We start from the raw sequence: 18,894 nt of genomic DNA, 5'->3' as shown, positions 1-18,894 counted from the left end.
AGCTTGCCGAGCTTCTCGTCGTACATGTGGCCGGTCCACTTCGGGATCCAGTAGTACGTGCCCGCGAACAGCGCGAAGAGCGAGCCGGCCACCAGCACGTAGTGGAAGTGCGCCACCACGTAGTACGTATCCTGCAGCTGGATGTCGATCGGCGCCATCGCGAGGATCAGGCCGGTGAAGCCGCCGATCGTGAACACGAAGATGAAGCCGATCGCGAACAGCATCGGGGTCTCGAAGGTCATCGAGCCCTTGAACATCGTCGCGATCCAGTTGAACACCTTCACGCCGGTCGGGATGGCGATCAGCATCGTCGCGTACATGAAGAAGAGCTGCCCGGTGACCGGCATGCCCGTCGTGAACATGTGGTGCGCCCACACGATGAACGACAGGATCGCGATCGAGGCCGTTGCATACACCATCGAGGCGTAGCCGAACAGCTGCTTGCGGGCGAAGGCCGGGATGATCTGCGAGATGATGCCGAAGGCCGGCAAAATCATGATGTAGACCTCGGGGTGACCGAAGAACCAGAAAATGTGCTGATACATCACCGGGTCGCCGCCGCCTGCCGCGTTGAAGAACGAGGTGCCGAAGTGGCGGTCGGTCAGCGTCATCGTGATGGCGCCGGCGAGCACCGGCATCACCGCGATCAGCAGGTAGGCGGTGATCAGCCAAGTCCAGCAGAACATCGGCATCTTCATCAGCGTCATGCCGGGCGCACGCATGTTGAGGATGGTGGTGATGATGTTGATGGAGCCCATGATCGACGAGGCGCCCATGATGTGGATCGCAAAGATGGCCATGTCCATGCCGACACCCATCTGCGTCGACAGCGGCGCATAGAGTGTCCAGCCGGCTGCGGTTGCGCCGCCGGGCACCAGGAAGGAGCTAACAAGCAGAATGGCAGCAGGTGGCAGCAGCCAGAACGAGAAGTTGTTCATGCGCGCGAATGCCATGTCGGACGCGCCGATTTGCAGCGGGACCATCCAGTTCGCGAAGCCGACGAAGGCCGGCATGATGGCGCCGAACACCATGATCAGGCCATGCATCGTGGTCAGCTGGTTGAAGAATTCCGGCTGTACCAATTGCAGCCCAGGCTTGAACAGTTCAGCGCGGATCAGCAGCGCCAGCACGCCACCGGACAACAGCATGATCATGGAGAACCACAGGTATAGGGTGCCAATGTCCTTGTGGTTGGTGGCAAACAACCAGCGCTGCCAGCCGTGCGGATGGTCATGCGCGTGGTCATGAGAGTGATCGTGTGCGTGATCAACTACAGTGGTGCTCATGTCAATCTCCTAATTCAATTACTTGCGCGCAGCCAGTACTTCAGCCGGTTGAACAATATTGTCCTGGGCCTTGTTGGACCAGTTGTTGCGTGTAAAGGTGATGACGGCAGCGATGTCAGTATCGGACAGCACTCCTTTCCACGGCGGCATTCCACCCTTGCCGTTCAGCACGCGATCGATCTGGACTGCTTTCGGGCCATTCACGACCTGCGAGCCATCGAGAGCGGGGAAGGATCCCGGCACGCCCTTGCCGTTCGGCTGGTGGCACACGACACAGTTGGAGGCATAAACTTTTTCGCCACGCTCCTTGAGTTCACCCACGGTCCAGGTCTTGTTCGGATCGTCAGCCTTTGCAGCCATTTCCTTCTTCTTGCCATCAACCCATTTCTTGTAGTCTTCATCGCTCACGACGTTGACGACGATCGGCATGAAGGCGTGTTCCTTGCCGCACAGCTCGGCGCACTGCCCGCGATAGACGCCTGTCTTTTCGGCGCGGAACCAAGTGTCGCGCACGAAACCGGGAATCGCGTCCTGCTTGACGCCGAACGCGGGGATCATCCAGGAGTGGATCACGTCGTTGGCGGTCAGCACCAGGCGGACCTTCTTGTTGACCGGAACAACTACCGGATTGTCTACTTCGATCAAGTAGTTGTCATTCTTGACTTTGGTGGGATCAACGACTTGCTCGCGCGGGGTGGACAGCGCAGAGAGGAAGGAAATCCCTTCGCCCTCGCCTTTCAGGTAGTCGTAGCCCCATTTCCACTGCATGCCGGTCACCTTGATGGTGAGGTCGGGGTTGGAGGTGTCTTTCATGGCAACCACGGTCTTGGTTGCCGGGAGTGCCATACCGATGACGATCAGGAAAGGAACGACGGTCCAGGCGATTTCAACTGCAGTGCTTTCGTGGAAGGTGGCCGGCCGGTGGCCGACGGAACGCCGGTGCTTGATGATGGAATAGAACATCACGCCGAAGACCGCGACGAAAATCACCAGGCAGATGATCAGCATCAGGTTGTGCAGTGAGTAGATTTCCTCGGCAATCCTTGTCACCGGCGGCTGAAAAGTCATTTCGCGGACAGCCGGGCCGCCGGGACTGTCAACGACGGCCCATGACGGAATGCCGGTGGCCAGGAGCGACACACCGAGCATCAAGGATTGAAGGCGCTTTGCAAGTTTCATAGTTTCCTCAAAAGCCTGAAATTGGAATTCTGTTATTTCTTCGACGCCAGCGCGCTTTTTCAGCCTCCGCGCAATCTCGCGTCCTTTTTATCCTGCCGATGCCAGTCGGCTATGGCCTCGATGCAATTACCCGAAGGTGGCCGGCTCAAGAGCCATGACAGGCAGTTCGATACATGCCTGACAAGGATCGGGGGTAAACGCCTGGTTTTTCTTGCACGTACTCCATCGACAGGTATTGCATATCGGTGCGAAGTGCTGGTGGCGGGCAGCAAAGCTTGCAAGCCCGGCCACCGGTTTCCTGGAAACTGCACGCGTGATTCCTGCCGGGGCCAAGGCCAGGAAAGAATCAGGCAAACAGCGAGGGGATCGCGCGCCGCACCAAAAACGCCAACGCTTTTGGCGCGGCGACTATGAACAATGACGCCTTACAGAAATTCTGCGCTTGACGTAAGTCAGTAACTATTCGTCATGCCGGAAAGAGTAGCGTCTATTGCAAGCTGGGGAAGTATATGCCGGAACAGGCATGAACATCAAGCATAAAAATTTCCGCGACACAATGATCCAGATCATTTTTTTCGAAAGTCGAGGCGGATAATTGACTCGCCGCTGGATGTTTTTGTGGGTGTGGGCCGGAAGGCGTGGCCGTAGACGATTTCAAAAGTCAGCGGAAGCTTGCCGTCGTCGCGACGCGTCTGCTCCAGCGCCTGCGTAACTTCAGCCCACGCACGGCGGCCAAAAAGGCTGCGCCTGCGGGTCGCCAGCGGATTGCCCCCCCATGCGCGGACGTCTGACAGAAGCTTGTTGACGGATTCGTATGTGACGGTGATGGTTTCCATGTCCATCACGGGCGTCGAGAATCCCGCATTGATAAGCATGTCGCCAAAGTCGTGCATGTCGACGAAGGAGAGTGCATGCGCCTGACGATCCGCGACGGAGAATGCGGACCGGATCTCCTTGAGCGTATCCGGACCGAAGCAGGAAAACATCAGCAGCCCATCCACGCGCAGCACGCGCCGCCATTCCGCAAACACCTTATCGGGGTGCGGATGCCAATGCAAAGCGAGATTGGACCAAACCACGTCCATGCTGCCGTTCTTGAAAGGCAATTGTCCGAAGTCGCCGCAAACAAGCCCGCCCGCAACATCCAGTCCGGCGCCGATGCGGCCGGGGAGCCACCTGGTCAGCAGGCGGTTCATGGATGACATCGCGGCGCGCTGGCGCTCGTACGCGGCCGACAACAGCGCGGGCGATGCATCCAGCCCCAGCACCTGCGCGTCGGGATAGTGCTCCTGCAGCAGCGGCAGATCATTGCCTGTTCCGCAACCAAGGTCGAGGACACGTTCCGGCTTGATCTTCACCAGCGGCAGTCGCTCGTGCATGCGACGCGCAATTTCCCGGCGCAGGAATTCCGAATCGGCGAGGCAGTCGGGCGATCCAAACAAGCGGCGCAGGTAATCGATATCGATCGGATTGATGGAATTGCTGTCGGACGAAGTCGGTTGCGAAGGCACGAGAAAATCCAGCCATGTCAATGAGATAATGGTCGCAGTTTACACGCTTGAAGGCCTGCCTGCTCCATGTTTTCCCGCCTGCTTAACTGGTCGCAACACCTGCGGGCACGCCTGCCCACCCTCCTCCCGTCTTCCTGCGCCTTTTGTGGGGGCGACAGCGTGGCGGCAGTGTGCAAGGGCTGCCATGCACAGTTTTTCTCGCGACGCGCGCATCGCTGCGGGAAATGCGCGATGCAGCTTGCGGATGCGTCGGCCAACGTGTGCGGTGAATGCATGAAGCAGCCGCCGGCATTCGATGCGACAATTGTTGCCACGGACTATGCGCCGCCAGCCGATCAGCTTGTGCTGGCGCTGAAGTTCGGAAGTCGCCTTGAACTTGGGCCATTGTTCGCCGGCATGCTGCGCGATGCGATGCTGGATGCGCCCGACGCAATGCTGCCGCAGCTCTTGACGGCTACGCCGCTCGGCCGACAAAGGTTGATGGAACGGGGCTTCAACCAGGCGGTGGAAATCGCGCGGCCGCTGTCGCGCGCGCTGGGGGTTGCGCTCGATGCGCGCCTGGTCATGCGCCAGCGGGATACGCAGGCACAATCGCTGCTGCATCCCGATGAGCGGCGCAAGAATGTGCGCAACGCATTCGGAGTCCGACCAGACGCGATCGACCGCCTGCGCGGCCTGCATGTCGGCGTGGTAGATGACGTCATCACCACGGGCGAGACGCTAAATGAACTGGCGGCGACATTGAAACGTTTTGGCGCGGCGCGCGTGACGAACTTCGTATTCGCGCGCACGCCGCAGAAGTAAGAGGGAGAAGTACTTGTTCCACGTCGTACTGGTTGAACCCGAGATCCCGCCGAATACGGGAAATGTGATCCGGTTGTGCGCGAACACCGGCGCGCAACTGCACCTCATCGAGCCGCTGGGCTTCCCGCTGGATGATGCGAAGATGCGCCGCGCCGGACTCGATTACCATGAGTATGCGAAGATGAAGGTGCATCGCAACTGGGAAGCTTTCCTTGCAAGCGAAACGCCGGATCCGCAACGGATGTTCGCGTTGACCACCCGAGGGTCGACGCCGTTTGCATCGGCGGCATTCCGGCCTGGCGACGTGTTTGTATTCGGCGCGGAGACGCGCGGCCTTGCGCCTGCGCTGCGCGAGTCGTTTCCCGCTTCGCAGCGGATCCGGCTGCCGATGCGGCCGAATAACCGGAGCCTGAATCTTTCGAATACCGTTGCCGTCGTGGTCTATGAAGCATGGCGGCAAAACGGCTTTGCTGGCGGAAGTTGAACCCCTACCATCTCATCAAGGAAACATCATGCAATTGCGCTCATTACTCTCCTTTGCCGTCATCGCACTCGCCTGCGGCTTCGCCAATGCCCAGGCATACAAGCTCAAGGAGCTGCGGCTCGACAACCCGTATGCAAGGGCGACCGTGCCGGGACAACCTTCCGGCGGCGCTTTCCTCACGATCGAAAACACGGGCAAGGAAGCGGACAAGCTGGTCGCGGCCAGCTCGCCTGTTGCGAAATCGGTGCAGATCCACACGATGGCGATGGAAGGCAATGTGATGAAAATGCGTGAAGTGTCGCAGATCGAATTGAAGCCTTCGGAAAAGCTGGTGATGAAGCCGGGTGAAGGCTATCACGTCATGCTGATCGGCTTGGCCCAGCCCCTGAAGGCCGGGGACAAGTTCCCGCTGACCCTGACCTTTGAAAAGGCAGGAAAGATCGAAGTGTCAGTGACGGTGCAGGACAGGAACAAACCCATGGGCGAACAAGGCATGCGTCACGGGCATTGATGCGGAACGCGCAGCCGGAGGGACCATTCCTCCGGCATGAGGCGTCTGCGATCGCGGGTAATCAGCCCGCGTAATGCCGGTAAAGCTTGTACCGGCCGTCCATCTGGATCAGCACGACGTCAAACGGGTCCTTGCGTGGGCCTTCCATGCCGGGCGATCCGGCAGGCATTCCGGGCGCTGCCAGCCCCCTGGCGCGCGGCCGTTCGGCCAGCAGGCGTTTTATGTCCTGCGCCGGCACGTGGCCTTCGATGGCATAGCCGCCGACCATCGCCGTGTGGCAGGAGCCGACTTCATCCGGCAGGCCGAACTTCTTCCGATGGATGGATGTATCGGGCACGTCGTGCGTGCTGACGACAAAGCCGTTGGCACGGAGATGATCGACCCAGAGGTGGCAGCAGCCGCAGGTCGGGGTCTTGTACACTTCCACCACGGGCGCTGCTGCATGCGCCACACCCATGGGCAGCACGATTGCCGCGAGTGCGGCTTGCAAGAGTGTTCGTCGTTGCATGATTGGCATCCTTCCTGTTCACGGGCCGCAGGCGCGGCTGATTGCAACCAAAGTAGCATGCCCGGAAGCAAAAGCTCTCTGCCTCAGATCAAATTTTTGCAAGGCGGACCGTGGCGCTGATTTTGCCGACAGGAAGTCTCCGCAGATTCCTGACTTCAGGATGGGCCCAGGAAGCAAGCGGCGTCGCATCGACCGCGCCGAGCAGGCCGATCTGCTGCAATACGGCGACGGCGGCAGGATACAGCGCTCGGGCATTGCCATCCGCCACCTTGATCGCGATACCGATGCCCGCGGATCGGATGCCGATCGCCTGCACGCCTTCCGCACCGCCCTTTGCGACCCAGTCGCCCGGCGCCGTCTGCATGAAAGCGAGGTCGGCGCGGCCATGGCCCGACACAAGCTCGGGATGGCTGGTCATCGCACCAAACAGGTCGCCGAAGACGCTGCCGAACACCGGCTCCTTGTCACCCTGCGCCAGCCGGGCATAGGCCAGCGCAAGGCGCGACAGCGGCATGGCATAGTTGGGCGCAGAGCATCCGTCGATGCCCGCCGCGAGATCGTGCTGCGATATGCCCGCAGCCTGGGCCACACTCTCGCGGATCGCCTGCTGGAGGGGATGGGCCGGATCGAGGTAGCTGTCAAGCGGATGACCGTGCTGCACACAGTACGCGAGAAAGCCGGCATGCTTGCCGCTGCAGTTGTTGTACAACTGGTTGAAGTGCTCTTCCGCCGTCGGCAGCCTGTTTTCAATGCCGTAATGGATCGGCACGTGGCAGCCGCAGCGAAGGTGATGCTCGTCGCAGCCCGCCTTGCCGAGCATCGATTGCACGGTCTCGATGTGGATCGCTTCGCCCGAGTGGCTGGCGCACATCAGTGCGATCTCGCGCGTGGTGAAACCGAAGCGGGCGGGACCGCCGCCGCGCATGAAGGGCAAGGCCTGGAACGGTTTGAGGGTGGAACGCGTGAAGGTGAGGAAATGCGGATCGCCGGCGCGATACAACAGGTTACCGTGCACATCGACCACCGCGACGGCCCCGTGGTGGATGGATTCAAGCTGCGCGCCGCGCGTGACTTCCGCCAACGGAGCGAAGTTCATGTCTTTATCCCTTGCGGACTTTCGATAACAGGCCGGTGGTCGATCGGTCGTGCCGGAAATCGATGGCGACGGCGCGGCCGCCGTAGGCGGTGACGGCACGCCCTTCCGGGATCGTGCTCATGTCGTAGTCGCCGCCTTTCACATAGATGTCCGGCCGCGCTTCCTGCACGACTTCGAGAGCCGTGTCTTCGTCAAACGGAACGACCATGCTGACCGACTCCAGCGCAGCGAGGATGGCCATGCGGTCCTCGCAGATGTTGATCGGGCGGTCGTCACCCTTGCCGAGGCGCTTGACCGAGGCATCGGTATTGACTGCGACCACCAGCGAGGCGCCGAGTTCGCGCGCCTGTGCAAGATAGGTGACATGACCACGGTGCAGGATGTCGAACACGCCGTTGGTCAGCACCACGGGCCGGGGCAGTTGGGCGACGCGTTGCCTGAGGTCGGCGCGCGAGCAGATTTTCTTTTCGAAATCGGACATGATGAAAGTAAAAGGGCCGCAAGCTTGTGCTTGCGGCCCCTAGCTTACCTCAGGCGATGCGCCGTTGGCGATCAGGCTGCCGATTTCAGCGCGCCCTGGCCGAGGCGCGCAGCGACTTCCTTGCGATAACGGTTCAGGTCCTGCACGGATTCGAAGGTGCGCTCCATCAACAAAGACATGTTGTGCAGGATGCGGTCAACGACCTTCTTTTCCCACGTGCTGTCGAACCTGATCTGTCCGTCGAGCCAACGCTCCAGCCAGTTCGGATCCGGCAGGCGGCTTTGCACGGTATCATTGGGGAAGAGTGCCTGGTTCACATGCAGGTTGGTCGGGTGCAGTGGCTTCTCGGTACGCCGCGCGGATGCCATCAGCACGCCGATCTTGGAAAACGCGGCGCGCGCGGAATCGCCAACCTCGTTCAGCGCTTTCTTCATGTAGCGCAGGTAGGCGCCGCCGTGGCGGGCTTCATCCTGGCTGATGATCTTGTAGATGGCTTTGATGACGGGCTCGGTGTGCCAGTCGGATGCGCAGCGGTACCAGTGGTTGAGGCGGATTTCGCCGCAGAAGTGCAGCATCAGGGTTTCCAGCGGCGGCGCGGGGTCGAATTCGAAGCGCACGTTGTGCAGTTCTTCTTCGGTCGGCACCAGCTCGGGGCGGAATCGGCGCAGGTATTCCATCAGAACCAGCGAATGCTTCTGCTCTTCGAAGAACCAGACGGACATGAACGCAGAAAAATCGCTGTCGCCGCGGTTATCGCGCAGGAACATTTCGGTCGCCGGCAGGGCGGACCACTCGGTGATGGCATTCATCCGGATGGTTTGCGCCTGTTCGTCCGTCAGTTTTGATCCGTCGAACTGGTCCCACGGAATGTCTTTTTCCATGTTCCACCGGACCTGTTCGAGTGACTTGAATAATTCTGGGTACAGCATTAGGCACCTTCTAAAGAGAGTTAAGTGCTTGATTCTACCAAGAAAAGCAGTTAACCCGGAAACAAGACTCAGGATCGGGCTCCAGGTTTAATGCATCCCAGCAACAGAAATTCATCAACAAGCCTCCATCCTCATGACTACTTCACTTGAACAATCGCCCCGCGTTCCCCGTACGGTCTGGGTGCTGGGCTTTGTCAGCCTGATGATGGATGTCTCGTCGGAAATCATCCATAGTCTGCTACCGGTGTTTATGACCATGGTTCTCGGCACGAGTGCGACAACGGTCGGCGTGATCGAAGGTATCGCGGAAGCAACAGCACTGATCACGAAAGTATTCTCCGGCGTACTCAGCGACTATGTGGGCAAGCGCAAATGGCTGGCGGTGATCGGTTATGGCATGGCCGGCGTGACCAAGCCGCTGTTCGCACTCGCAACCGGCCCGGCTTGGGTGCTGGGTGCGCGCTTTCTTGACCGCATCGGGAAAGGGATACGTGGCGCGCCGCGCGACGCACTGATCGCCGACGTCACCCCGGCGGAATTACGCGGAGCGGCGTTCGGTTTGCGCCAGTCGCTCGATACTGTCGGCGCGTTTATCGGCCCGCTGCTGGCGATGGGGCTGATGCTGTTGTGGTCCGACAATTTCCGGGCCGTGTTCTGGGTGGCCGTCATTCCTGCACTGATGGCGGTGCTGCTGCTTGCTGTCGGCGTGCGTGAGCCGGCACGGGCGCGCCGCGCAGGGAAAGTTGCCTTTCCGATCTCCAGGGCAGCGCTGAAACAATTGCCCGATTCCTACTGGTGGGTGGTCGCCGCGGGCGCGGTATTGACGCTGGCACGCTTTTCGGAGGCCTTCCTGGTGCTGCGCGCGCAGCAGAGCGGGCTCGCGGTAGCGCTGGTGCCGCTGGTGCTGGTCCTGATGAATGCGATCTATGCCGTTGGCGCGTATCCCTTCGGCATCCTGGCCGACAGAATGAGTCACTATTCCCTGCTCATCATGGGTATCGTGCCCCTGATCGTGGCCGACCTGCTGCTCGCCTACGATGGCGGGCTGGGATGGATCGCGGCGGGACTCGTGTTCTGGGGGCTGCACATGGCGGCGACCCAGGGCCTGCTGGCGGCCATGATTGCCGATACTGCGCCGACCGACCTGCGCGGCACGGCCTACGGCCTGTTCAATCTCGGTAGCGGCGTCGCGATGCTGCTGGCGAGCGTGGTGGCAGGTCTGCTTTGGGACATGCTTGGTCCCGCAGCGACTTTCGAGGCGGGTGCTGTGTTCGCTGCCGCGGCGCTGGTGTTGCTGGTGCTGCGCCGTCCGCAGGCGGCTGTGGAGCAGTGACGATCATGCGCCGGGCATGAACGAGATGGGCGCAAGCCTCAATTCCGAAGTTGAATCGGATGATGTTCCTGGCCCGCTCAACCGACCAGCAACAAGGACATGCCTATTTTGAAGTCTTGCGCTTGCGCGCCGTGCCGCTGGTACTTGCGCCGCCGGCTGTTGCCGCGGATGCCTTGGCCTTCGGCCTGGCCTTTGGTTTTTCCGCGGAAGCCGCTGTAGCCAGAGGCTCGGTTGTCATCGCGCTGTCGACCGCCTGCTTGAACTGCTCCTGCAACATGTTCCACCAGGCTGCTGCATTGACCAGCGGGGCCGTCAAGGCCGCGGCGTCCGTCTGATCCTTGCTGGTCGGCTCCGGGGCATGATGCAGTTTTTCGCTGCCGTGGCCTTCGGTCGCATGGCCATTGCCGCCGCCGTTCCCGTTGTGCACCGGCGCTGCGGCCGGCTGTCCATGTCCCTGTGTGGCAGAAGCCATGCTGGCCGTGAAGCTCTCACCCATGGTCTGCAGGGTCGACAAGGTGGCGGCCTGCACTTCTAGCGCCTGTATCGTGCTGCGCAACATGCCCATGTTGAGGTTCAGCCAGGACTCGACCGCCTTCAGGTCGGTGATCTTCTTCTGGATTTCCTCGACCGACAGGGTCGGCATGACCATGCCTGGGATGTTCATGCCCGGCATGCCTGGAATGCTCATGTTGCTCATGTTCATGCCAGGGATGCCCATGCTGCCCCAGAGGTTCTTGACGAAATCGATCGTGTCCGTCATTGCCCCGATGCCCGGGATGTTCGGCATAGTCGGCTTGGCCATGATTCTTCTCCGCGTCCAAAAAGACTGAGGGTAGCAGATTCAGTGGAGTGAACGAAATGATAAAGGTTCCGGTTTGCGGCCTGACAAAGGCAAGTCACCATCGATACATTACTACACAGTAACACTATATATTGCCGCAACGGATGGATGGGGAGCTTGCTACACTAGCAGGATGCCGCTGATCCACCCATCCACGACTGAACCGCCGCGCGCCAACGCGAGATCCCACCGATGGGTTGCGGTCCTGCTCGCCTCGCTCCTGCTGCACCTGGTGGCGTTCAATTGGGTGAACGGGCACATCGCCATGCCTTCATGGCACCAGGATCGCGAGGATATCGTGACGGCATCCCTACTGACTGCGCCGCCGAAGGTAGTGACGCCGCCTGCTCCGGTCATCGCCAGGCCCAAGCCAAGGCCAAGGCCAAGGCCGAAGCCACGCCGCCGTGCTGCGCCGCCTCCGCAACCCGTGGAGCAGAACACGACTGCCTTGACGCCGCCTCCGGCCGTACCGCAGGACACCGACCTTGCGAGCACAGAATCCGCGGGCGACACGACTGCCGATCCTGCCGCTGATGCAACCGCCGAAGAAACCGCCACTGCACCCACCACACCCGATGCGCCGCCCGCTCCTCGCTTCAAGTTCGACCCGCCGCCTTCGGCCGAGCTGACCTATGACGTATTCGCGCTGCGCGACCAGCAGAAATGGTATGGCAGCGGGGCTTTCCACTGGGAGTCGGCCGGGGGCAGCTATCGCATCGCCGGCGAAGCGAACGTCACGTTCATCTTCAAGATCACCGTGCTGAACTTCCAGAGCGAGGGCATGATCAATGCGCTTGGCATTGCGCCGGTGCTGTACAGCGAAAAACCGTGGCGCAAATCTCTGACCAATACCCACTTCCAGCACGACGCGCGCAAGATCACTTTCTCCGCCTCCGAGGCGACCTTTCCCTACACCGGCGGCGAGCAGGACCGCGCCAGCATCATCTGGCAGCTGGCCGGCATCGGGCGCGGCGATCCGTCCCAGTTCCAGCCCGGCACTGCCCTGGACGTGACGGTTGCCGGTGCGCGCGATGCTGATAGCTGGCACTTCCAGCTCCTCGGCGAAGAACAGGTCGACACGCCCTATGGCAAGCTGGCCGCATGGCACGTGGTGCGCGTGCCGCGTCCCGACTCGCATGACCAGAAGATCGACATCTGGCTGGCCTCACACCAGGACTGGTATCCGGTCAAGGTGCGTTATACGTATTCCAACGGCGACTACCTCGACATGGCGCTGTCATCGCTGACGCCGCAGGCGCAGCAGGCGCATTGACACTTTTTTGGCTGAACGATTCATGATCCTTTTCCTCCCGCGCATGACCCTCGGTGCGATCCTGGCACTTGGCATTTCACTCAACGCGCTGTCGGCCGAACACAACGGGGCGAAGTACCGCGTCAACGTTCCGCCATCCGCCGAGCTGAGCTACAAGATCAAGTCACGGCAGAAAGGCTTTCCCCTCGAAGGCGACGGCATCATCAAATGGTCGGTCGGCGACAGGAAGTTTTCCGTCTCGAATGAAGCGCGCGCGGTGCTCATCGGCAAGATCCTTGATGCGCGCAGCGAAGGCGTGATCGACGACTACGGCCTCGCCCCCGTCAGCTTCACCGAGAAGCGCTTTCGCAAGAGCCCGGCGACCACCACCTTCGATCGCGCGGCCGGCGTGGTCCGTTTCCCGGAGTCCGACCAGACCGCCCCGCTGAGCGGCGGCGAACAGGACCGCAGCAGCGCCGTCTGGCAGCTGGTCTCGATCGCGCGCGCGGCGCAGGGAAAGTTCAAGCCGGGCTCGGAATGGACGTTCACCGTGGCCGGCAGGCGCGATGCGGACGCGTGGACCTTCAAGGTGCTGAAACCGGAAAAGATCGACACAGCGCTGGGCAAACTCAACACCCTGCACATCACTCGCCTGAACGAACCCGGCTCGGGTGACCAGCAGATCGACATCTGGCTGGCGCCGCAGCAGGAGTGGTATCCGGCGCGCATCCGATATTCGGAAAGCGACGGCGACTTCATCGAACAGACGGTGGAAAACATTAACCGCAAGTCGTCGTAAATCGCCAGATTCCCACCCACGCATCCCCGGGCTACAATCCGCATTGATCCCCGGCACGGCTGTGCCGCAACCTTGATATCCGTTTCAACATGATTTTTCCCAACGGAGCACTTGTGCTCTTCAGCGGCGGCCAGGACTCCACCACCTGCCTCGCCTGGGCGCTGGCACGTTATGCGCGCGTAGAAACCATCGGCTTCGATTACGGCCAGCGGCATGCGGTCGAGCTCGCGGTGCGCCCCGCCCTGCTGCAGAAGATGCGCGCGCTATCGACCGACTGGAATGCCAGGCTGGGCGAGGACCACATGATCGACCTGTCGTTGCTGTCGCAGATCTCCGATACGGCGCTGACGCGCGATGTCGAGATCGCCATGCAGGACAACGGCTTGCCGAACACCTTCGTGCCCGGCCGCAACCTGCTGTTCATGATGGTGGCCGCCACGCTCGCCTATCGGCGCGGTCTCGACGTGCTGGTGGGCGGCATGTGCGAAACCGACTTCTCCGGCTATCCCGATTGCCGCGACGATACGATGAAAGCCCTACAGGTTGCACTCAATCTCGGCATGGCGACGCGGCTCAAAGTGGAGACGCCCTTGATGTGGATCGACAAGGCCGCCACCTGGCGGCTGGCCAGTCAGCTTGGCGGACAGGCGCTGGTCGACCTCATCCGCAGCGACACGCATACCTGCTACCTTGGCGAGCGCGGCGCACTGCATGACTGGGGCTATGGCTGCGGCACCTGCCCCGCCTGCGAACTGCGCGCGCGCGGCTATCGCGAATTCGTGGCGAAGCCGGCCTGACAACAGAACAAGGAAAGGGAGACATGTCCGTCCACTGCGCGCCCGAGACCTACCTGCTCCTGCTCAAGCTCGATCTGTTCCGTGGCCTTGAACAGAATGAACTCGAACGTCTGCTCTCCCGGGCGGAACTGGTCGAATGTCGCGCCGGTGAATACCCGATCCGCGAAGGCGAGCAGGACCGGCACCTGTTCGTCCTGCTCTCCGGAAAGGCTGGCATCTACAAGCGCTCCTCCGGCGTGCAGAAACTGCTGCAGGAACTCGGCCCCGGCGAATGTTTCGGCGAAATGTCGCTGATCGAATGCCGCAGCCGCTCCGCCTCGGTCAAGGCCATCCAGCATTGCCGTGTGCTGCGACTCGACGGCGACCAGATCGCCGTCCTGCCCGACATTTCATCCAAGCTGTATCGCAACATCGCGGTGCTGCTGTCCAAGCGTCTGCGCTACGCCAACGAGATCATGACGCTGGGTTAGTAGATCATTCAGGCGAATCTGTTTGCGGGTGCGTCCTGGCGCACGCCGCGGATGTGCCTGGAGCGTTATGGATGTCCACGGAAAACACGAAAAACACGGAAATCAGCATGGTTTTCCGTGTTTTTCGTGTTTTCCGTGGGCAAGGGGTTTGCAAGCCGCGGATCAGCACATTCGTACTCGCCAGCTATGCCCGGACGTTCTGCCCTGTGTAAGTTAAATCAAAGAATCAAGGAGTAGGATGGCAGTGGCTCGCAAGCGTCTTCAGTGTGCTTGCAAAAAAGACATTACACGACAATTACTTCCATGCTGATCGCCATCCTGACCGACATCCACGCCAACCGCGAGGCCCTCGCTGCCTGTCTCGCCCATGCCGAAGAGCGCAATGTGCAGCGCTTCGCCTTCCTGGGCGACCTGGTCGGCTACGGCGCCGATCCGGGCTGGGTGGTTGACACCGTGTCGGAATATGTCGAGCACGGCGCCTTCGCCGTGCTGGGCAACCACGACGCCGCCGTCACCCAGGCGCCGAGCAAGCACATGAATCCGCAGGCGCGCGAAGTGGTCGAATGGACGCGCGCGCAACTCAACGAGAAGCAACTGAAATTCCTCGAATGGCTGCCGCTTACGCATGAGTGGAACAACTGCCTGTTCGTGCATGCATCCGCCGCCGAACCGCGCAACTGGGAATACATCACCGGCACGCTGGAAGCCGTCAAGAGCATGTATGCGACGCGTTGCCGCATCACCTTCGTCGGCCACGTGCATGAACCGGCCCTCTACAACCTCTCGCCGACTGGCAAGGTCTCGTCCTTCGTGCCGACCGGCGACAGCAGCATTCCGCTCGGCACGCAGCGCCGCTGGCTGGTGATTCCCGGCTCGGTCGGTCAACCGCGCGACGGCAATCCGGCCGCCTGCTATGCGCTGTTCGACGACGTCACGCACGAGCTGATCTATTTCCGCGTGCCCTACGATTACGAAACCACGGCGGCGAAAATCCGCGGCGCGGGACTGCCGCAGAGCATCGGCAACCGGCTCGAGATCGGGCGCTGAACATGACGCCGCACCGTCTTGAAGCCGGCATGGTGATCGACGGCTTCCGCCTCGAGGAAAAGCTGCACAAGGGTGGCATGGCAACGTTGTGGCGGGTCGTGCGCGTCGATGCGGACCCGGGTGCGCCGCCCGAACCGCTGCTGATGAAAATTCCGATTCTCGGCGATCACAACGATCCCGCCGCGATAGTCGGCTTCGAAGTCGAGCAGATGATCATGCCCAAGCTCAAGGGCATCCATGTGCCACGTTACGTCTCCGCCGGCGACTTCACCGGCCAGCCGTATATCGTCATGGAACTGATCGGCGGAAAGTCCTTGCGCGCGCGCTTCGACGAAGCGCCGCTGCCGATCGAGGAAGTGGTGGACATCGGTATCAAGGTGGCGTACGCGCTGCACGACCTGCATCGGCAAAACGTGATCCACCTCGACGTCAAGCCGAGCAACATCATGTTCCGCGAAACCGGCGAGGCGATCCTGATCGACTACGGCCTGTCGCGCCATGACAAGCTGCCGGATCTGCTGGCCGAAGAATTCCGCCTGCCCATGGGCACCGGCCCATATATCTCGCCGGAGCAGGTGCTGCACATCCGCAACGACCCGCGCAGCGACCTGTTCGCGCTCGGCGTGCTGATGTATCACCTCGCAACCGGCGAGCGTCCGCACGGCAATCCGACCTCGGTGTCCGGCCTGCGGCGCCGCTTGTATCGCGACGCTGTTCCGCCGCGCGCGATCAACGACAAGATCCCGCTCTGGCTGCAGGAAATCATCCTGCGCTGCCTCGAAGTCGATCCCTCGGCGCGCCACGACACCGCGGCCCTGCTGGCGTTCGACTTGCAGAACCCTGAACAGGTGCAACTGACCGAGCGCGCCCGGAAGCGCGCGCGCGATGGTTTCCTCACTGTCACGCGGCGCTGGTTCCATGCCGTCGGGATGGAGCCGGTGCCACAGCAGTCGGCCTCGCAGCAGCTCATGCGTGCGCCCATCATCATGGTCGCGATCGACCTCAACTACAATTCAGACGCGCTGGCCGATGCCTTGCGCGTGGCCGCACGGCGCGTGCTGCAGACCGAGCCCGGCGCGCGCCTGGCCTGCGTGACGGTGCAGAAAACCAATCGCATCGGCATGGATGAAGTGGTCGACAGGCATGGGCACAACCTGCATGTGAAGCACTTGGTCGGCCTCAAGCACTGGGCGCGACCACTTGCCATTCCACCGGACAAGATCACCTTCCATGTGCTGGAAGCGCCCGACCCGGCCACTGCGCTCGTCGACTACGCCAAGGTCAATGATGTCGACCACATCGTGATCGGCTCGCGTGGCAGCTCGGCACTGCGGCGCTATCTCGGCAGCGTGTCATCGCAGGTCGTGGCGCAGGCGGACTGCACCGTGACGGTCGTCAAGAGCGCGGGCAGCGGCGCGAACGCCGGCAACGCCTGATTCGACCTCGCGCAAGCGTGCCAGCAGGCCCAGCGCGTTCGGTACCGCTGCGCCTTCGGCGGTGTTGTCGAAGATGCACCAGACATCCTTGCCCGCGAGCATATCCTGTTCGATACGTTCCGCCAGGCGATCCAGATCGCTCTCGGAATATGTCGAGTGATAGACATGCGGCGAACCGTGCAGACGGAGGTAAACACTTCGTGCAGCATGCACTGCCGCGGGCAACGGCGCCACGGGCGGATCGGCCTCGACATAGATCACTTCGGCATGCGCAAGCACGTTGGCTGCCGCGTCCGTGAACCACGATGGATGGCGCGGCTCGCAGGCCACGGTGACGGACGTCAGCTCGCGCAAGGCATGGAAAAATTGTGCGGCTGTTGATGCATCGAATTGCAGCCGCGGAGGGAGCTGCACCAGCAGGCAATCCAGCTTCTCGCCGAGATGGCTCGCTTCGGAGAAGAATTTCCGCAGTGCTGGAGCGGCATTGCGTAAGCGCATTTCATGCGTGATCTCCTTTGGTATTTTTGCTGCAAAGCGGAAGTCATCAGGCACGCTCGCACTCCAGCGCGCATACGTGACCGGCCGATGCGGGCGATAGAACGAGGTGTTGATCTCGACCGCAGGCAAGACCGCGGCATAACGCTCGAGGTGACTGCCCTCTTCCGGAAAGAATGCCTGCGCGGCGCTCGACAGGTTCCATCCCGCACAACCGATGAACGGCCCGCTCGCAGGCGCATCAGGCAAGGGCGACGCATCGCCTTCCGTCATGACGTCTCGATCCATGCACCCGCTCCCGTAGCGCAGTATGGCAATTCGCATTGCGCAGCGCATCAATTTCCCTTGCTTCAATTGGTCGTTAGACATTGTGCAGTGCGAATTGATCCCTGCCGAAGCCGGGTGCAGAATAGACTCCCCGCGTTTTCAATGCGGGGACTGAATCGCTGCAGACCGGGAGAGGATAGACGTTGTGACGTCCGAAAAAATGAACATTTTTTACAACCGGAACTTCGCTGTTACCAAATCATCAAACTAGCGCTCTGACGAAGCCATCACTGTGCATCTGATTCCTCGGACCTTGACCGAACCGATTTCAGACTTCGTTGGAGCGGACCGACAGATCCTTGTACAAGGTTCGAACAGGAGTCTTGAATGAACGTGCAAAGTGAAGATCTTCAACAGCGGCTCGGTTTCATCGAGCGCACCATCGGCCACGCCATGCGTGCCTGCCATTCCGACAGCAACGTGCCGGACGAATTGAAAGACTATGTGCACCAGCTCGGCCAGCGTTCCTGCCAGGCGCGGCGCGCACTGCAATCACGCGACGAACACGGCGTGCGCCAGAGCGTGGACGACCTCGCCCGCATCAGCGACCAGGCGCAGAACAAGATCCATCCTTCCGACGGCATGAATTACGAAGTCAAGAGCGCCGTCATCCTCACGCACATCGAACTGTCCGCCCTGCGCTATCAGCTGGAAGACGCCTGATGCGAGGCGCGATACATCACAATCCTGCACCACGCCATGCATGAGCATGGCGCGGTGCGTTCACACATCAATCTGTAGCTCCGGCCATATCCACAACCAGTTCTTTTTCGCCAACCGCTCCGAGAACGCGGCGGGCTTGTAGCGCTTCCGGTTGGGCGTGACCTTTTTCGCGAACAGGCTGTCGAGCCCGAACGGTGCAACGATCTCGATCTGCCCGCTTTCATCGAGCCGCACGCCGGTCGCCGTTTCGAGTTCGACCCAATACGTCATCGCATCCAGCGTGGACTGATAGGGCGCATCTTCATTGCGCAGATGCATGCGCGCCTGGTTGCGCACCGACCAGGGCAAGTCGTTGTCGACTGCGGCAAGCCTTGCCTCCAGTGCGAAATCATGCTCCGGATCGCTTCGCACAGGATCGAAATGGATGAGATCGATGTCGGTCAGCGGCGTTGGCGTGTCAAAACGGTGCAGCTTGTCCCAGGCGAGATTGCGCACGAAGCCGGCGGCGATGCACCAGTCGGGCAAGTCGAGTTCGCGCGCGATGTGCAGTGCGCGCATGCGCAGCGGATCAGCAGCGATCCATTCCCTTAGTCGTTGTTCCTGCATCTGATCGCCGTCAAAGAAAAAACGCCATCCCGGTCAACG

21 protein-coding genes and 1 pseudogene are annotated in these 18,894 nt (G+C 61.1%); 12 read left to right on the top strand and 10 right to left on the bottom strand.

Annotated elements, in window-relative coordinates; genetic code table 11:
• The 3 genes from VJ698_RS17625 to VJ698_RS17615 all read right to left on the bottom strand — a co-directional run.
• Positions 1–1,286, bottom strand: a 1,286-nt coding sequence (locus tag VJ698_RS17625) for a cytochrome c oxidase subunit 1 (protein WP_324104099.1), incomplete at its 3' end; no start/stop codon positions are given.
• Positions 1,287–1,304: 18 nt separating this feature from the next.
• Entirely contained in the window at positions 1,305–2,465 is a 1,161-nt protein-coding gene (gene coxB / locus VJ698_RS17620) for a cytochrome c oxidase subunit II (RefSeq protein ID WP_324104098.1), read from the bottom strand.
• 566 nt (positions 2,466–3,031) lie between these two features.
• Entirely contained in the window at positions 3,032–3,976 is a 945-nt protein-coding gene (locus tag VJ698_RS17615) for a methyltransferase domain-containing protein (protein WP_324104097.1), read from the bottom strand.
• A 66-nt stretch (positions 3,977–4,042) separates the two neighbouring features.
• Between VJ698_RS17615 and VJ698_RS24630 the strand changes: the two are divergent.
• The 4 genes and pseudogenes from VJ698_RS24630 to VJ698_RS17600 form a co-directional block, all read left to right on the top strand.
• Positions 4,043–4,192, top strand: a pseudogene (locus VJ698_RS24630) (ComF family protein); the annotation flags it as partial.
• Between the two features lie 15 nt (positions 4,193–4,207).
• Positions 4,208–4,780, top strand: a complete 573-nt coding sequence (locus VJ698_RS17610) for a ComF family protein (RefSeq protein ID WP_414691184.1) — start codon at positions 4,208–4,210, stop codon at positions 4,778–4,780.
• Positions 4,781–4,793: 13 nt separating this feature from the next.
• Entirely contained in the window at positions 4,794–5,264 is a 471-nt protein-coding gene (gene trmL / locus VJ698_RS17605) for a tRNA (uridine(34)/cytosine(34)/5-carboxymethylaminomethyluridine(34)-2'-O)-methyltransferase TrmL (RefSeq protein WP_324104095.1), read from the top strand.
• A 28-nt stretch (positions 5,265–5,292) separates the two neighbouring features.
• On the top strand, positions 5,293–5,775 hold the full coding sequence (locus tag VJ698_RS17600; protein WP_324104094.1) for a copper chaperone PCu(A)C: 483 nt from the start codon (positions 5,293–5,295) through the stop codon (positions 5,773–5,775).
• 61 nt (positions 5,776–5,836) lie between these two features.
• On the opposite strand, the gene VJ698_RS17595 is transcribed toward VJ698_RS17600, so the two are convergent.
• The 4 genes from VJ698_RS17595 to VJ698_RS17580 form a co-directional block, all read right to left on the bottom strand.
• The gene (locus VJ698_RS17595) at positions 5,837–6,283 is read right to left on the bottom strand and encodes a DUF411 domain-containing protein (RefSeq protein ID WP_324104093.1); all 447 of its coding nucleotides are present in this window, start codon (positions 6,281–6,283) and stop codon (positions 5,837–5,839) included.
• A gap of 88 nt (positions 6,284–6,371) precedes the next feature.
• Positions 6,372–7,379 (bottom strand): asparaginase, encoded by a 1,008-nt coding sequence (locus VJ698_RS17590; protein WP_324104092.1) that lies wholly within the window; start codon positions 7,377–7,379, stop codon positions 6,372–6,374.
• 4 nt (positions 7,380–7,383) lie between these two features.
• Positions 7,384–7,860 (bottom strand): D-glycero-beta-D-manno-heptose 1-phosphate adenylyltransferase, encoded by a 477-nt coding sequence (gene rfaE2, locus VJ698_RS17585; RefSeq protein WP_324104091.1) that lies wholly within the window; start codon positions 7,858–7,860, stop codon positions 7,384–7,386.
• Between the two features lie 71 nt (positions 7,861–7,931).
• Positions 7,932–8,789: a ferritin-like domain-containing protein gene (locus tag VJ698_RS17580; protein ID WP_324104090.1), complete on the bottom strand. Its 858-nt coding sequence runs from the start codon at positions 8,787–8,789 to the stop codon at positions 7,932–7,934.
• A 133-nt stretch (positions 8,790–8,922) separates the two neighbouring features.
• Between VJ698_RS17580 and VJ698_RS17575 the strand changes: the two genes are divergently transcribed.
• The gene (locus VJ698_RS17575) at positions 8,923–10,122 is read left to right on the top strand and encodes an MFS transporter (RefSeq protein WP_324104089.1); all 1,200 of its coding nucleotides are present in this window, start codon (positions 8,923–8,925) and stop codon (positions 10,120–10,122) included.
• 103 nt (positions 10,123–10,225) lie between these two features.
• Here the strand turns inward: VJ698_RS17575 and VJ698_RS17570 are convergent, their stop codons facing one another.
• Entirely contained in the window at positions 10,226–10,924 is a 699-nt protein-coding gene (locus VJ698_RS17570; RefSeq protein ID WP_324104088.1) for a PhaM family polyhydroxyalkanoate granule multifunctional regulatory protein, read from the bottom strand.
• A 172-nt stretch (positions 10,925–11,096) separates the two neighbouring features.
• On the opposite strand from VJ698_RS17570, the gene VJ698_RS17565 reads away from it, so the two are divergent.
• The 6 genes from VJ698_RS17565 (at position 11,097) to VJ698_RS17540 (ending at position 16,764) form a co-directional block, all read left to right on the top strand.
• Positions 11,097–12,236 carry a DUF3108 domain-containing protein gene (locus VJ698_RS17565; RefSeq protein ID WP_324104087.1) on the top strand — a complete coding sequence of 380 codons (1,140 nt, stop codon included), beginning with the start codon at positions 11,097–11,099 and terminating at the stop codon, positions 12,234–12,236.
• A gap of 22 nt (positions 12,237–12,258) precedes the next feature.
• A complete protein-coding gene (locus VJ698_RS17560; RefSeq protein WP_324104086.1) occupies positions 12,259–13,014 on the top strand; it encodes a DUF3108 domain-containing protein in 756 nt (251 codons plus the stop codon).
• 89 nt (positions 13,015–13,103) lie between these two features.
• Entirely contained in the window at positions 13,104–13,811 is a 708-nt protein-coding gene (gene queC / locus VJ698_RS17555; protein WP_324104085.1) for a 7-cyano-7-deazaguanine synthase QueC, read from the top strand.
• Positions 13,812–13,834: 23 nt separating this feature from the next.
• Positions 13,835–14,281 carry a cyclic nucleotide-binding domain-containing protein gene (locus tag VJ698_RS17550; RefSeq protein WP_324104084.1) on the top strand — a complete coding sequence of 149 codons (447 nt, stop codon included), beginning with the start codon at positions 13,835–13,837 and terminating at the stop codon, positions 14,279–14,281.
• Positions 14,282–14,584: 303 nt separating this feature from the next.
• Positions 14,585–15,328: a metallophosphoesterase family protein gene (locus tag VJ698_RS17545; protein ID WP_324104083.1), complete on the top strand. Its 744-nt coding sequence runs from the start codon at positions 14,585–14,587 to the stop codon at positions 15,326–15,328.
• A gap of 2 nt (positions 15,329–15,330) precedes the next feature.
• A complete protein-coding gene (locus VJ698_RS17540) occupies positions 15,331–16,764 on the top strand; it encodes a bifunctional serine/threonine-protein kinase/universal stress protein (RefSeq protein WP_324104082.1) in 1,434 nt (477 codons plus the stop codon).
• On the opposite strand, the gene VJ698_RS17535 is transcribed toward VJ698_RS17540, so the two are convergent.
• Positions 16,681–17,547 (bottom strand): DUF72 domain-containing protein, encoded by an 867-nt coding sequence (locus tag VJ698_RS17535; protein WP_324104081.1) that lies wholly within the window; start codon positions 17,545–17,547, stop codon positions 16,681–16,683. The genes VJ698_RS17540 and VJ698_RS17535 overlap by 84 nt on opposite strands.
• Positions 17,548–17,913: 366 nt before the next feature.
• On the opposite strand from VJ698_RS17535, the gene VJ698_RS17530 reads away from it, so the two are divergent.
• On the top strand, positions 17,914–18,249 hold the full coding sequence (locus tag VJ698_RS17530; protein WP_324104080.1) for a hypothetical protein: 336 nt from the start codon (positions 17,914–17,916) through the stop codon (positions 18,247–18,249).
• 60 nt (positions 18,250–18,309) lie between these two features.
• Here VJ698_RS17530 and VJ698_RS17525 read toward each other — a convergent pair whose 3' ends face one another.
• Positions 18,310–18,855, bottom strand: a complete 546-nt coding sequence (locus VJ698_RS17525) for a nucleotidyltransferase family protein (RefSeq protein ID WP_324104079.1) — start codon at positions 18,853–18,855, stop codon at positions 18,310–18,312.
• Positions 18,856–18,894: the final 39 nt, after the last annotated feature.

The sequence above is a fragment of the Noviherbaspirillum sp. genome, from assembly GCF_035254685.1.
Lineage (GTDB): Bacteria > Pseudomonadota > Gammaproteobacteria > Burkholderiales > Burkholderiaceae_D > Noviherbaspirillum.
The sequence above is the reverse complement of the archived record's forward strand: the minus strand, read 5'-3'. Positions and strand labels throughout refer to the sequence as shown.

Excerpts from the sequence above, each read along its gene's own strand:
- coxB (WP_324104098.1), bottom strand. The coding sequence starts at position 2,465 with ATGAAACTTGCAAAGCGCCTTCAATCCTTGATGCTCGGTGTGTCGCTC.
- VJ698_RS17610 (WP_414691184.1), top strand. The coding sequence starts at position 4,208 with ATGCAGCTTGCGGATGCGTCGGCCAACGTGTGCGGTGAATGCATGAAG.
- VJ698_RS17600 (WP_324104094.1), top strand. The coding sequence starts at position 5,293 with ATGCAATTGCGCTCATTACTCTCCTTTGCCGTCATCGCACTCGCCTGC.
- VJ698_RS17595 (WP_324104093.1), bottom strand. The coding sequence starts at position 6,283 with ATGCAACGACGAACACTCTTGCAAGCCGCACTCGCGGCAATCGTGCTG.
- VJ698_RS17590 (WP_324104092.1), bottom strand. The coding sequence starts at position 7,379 with ATGAACTTCGCTCCGTTGGCGGAAGTCACGCGCGGCGCGCAGCTTGAA.
- rfaE2 (WP_324104091.1), bottom strand. The coding sequence starts at position 7,860 with ATGTCCGATTTCGAAAAGAAAATCTGCTCGCGCGCCGACCTCAGGCAA.
- VJ698_RS17580 (WP_324104090.1), bottom strand. The coding sequence starts at position 8,789 with ATGCTGTACCCAGAATTATTCAAGTCACTCGAACAGGTCCGGTGGAAC.
- VJ698_RS17575 (WP_324104089.1), top strand. The coding sequence starts at position 8,923 with ATGACTACTTCACTTGAACAATCGCCCCGCGTTCCCCGTACGGTCTGG.
- VJ698_RS17570 (WP_324104088.1), bottom strand. The coding sequence starts at position 10,924 with ATGGCCAAGCCGACTATGCCGAACATCCCGGGCATCGGGGCAATGACG.
- VJ698_RS17565 (WP_324104087.1), top strand. The coding sequence starts at position 11,097 with ATGCCGCTGATCCACCCATCCACGACTGAACCGCCGCGCGCCAACGCG.
- VJ698_RS17560 (WP_324104086.1), top strand. The coding sequence starts at position 12,259 with ATGATCCTTTTCCTCCCGCGCATGACCCTCGGTGCGATCCTGGCACTT.
- queC (WP_324104085.1), top strand. The coding sequence starts at position 13,104 with ATGATTTTTCCCAACGGAGCACTTGTGCTCTTCAGCGGCGGCCAGGAC.
- VJ698_RS17550 (WP_324104084.1), top strand. The coding sequence starts at position 13,835 with ATGTCCGTCCACTGCGCGCCCGAGACCTACCTGCTCCTGCTCAAGCTC.
- VJ698_RS17545 (WP_324104083.1), top strand. The coding sequence starts at position 14,585 with ATGCTGATCGCCATCCTGACCGACATCCACGCCAACCGCGAGGCCCTC.
- VJ698_RS17540 (WP_324104082.1), top strand. The coding sequence starts at position 15,331 with ATGACGCCGCACCGTCTTGAAGCCGGCATGGTGATCGACGGCTTCCGC.
- VJ698_RS17535 (WP_324104081.1), bottom strand. The coding sequence starts at position 17,547 with ATGGATCGAGACGTCATGACGGAAGGCGATGCGTCGCCCTTGCCTGAT.
- VJ698_RS17530 (WP_324104080.1), top strand. The coding sequence starts at position 17,914 with ATGAACGTGCAAAGTGAAGATCTTCAACAGCGGCTCGGTTTCATCGAG.
- VJ698_RS17525 (WP_324104079.1), bottom strand. The coding sequence starts at position 18,855 with ATGCAGGAACAACGACTAAGGGAATGGATCGCTGCTGATCCGCTGCGC.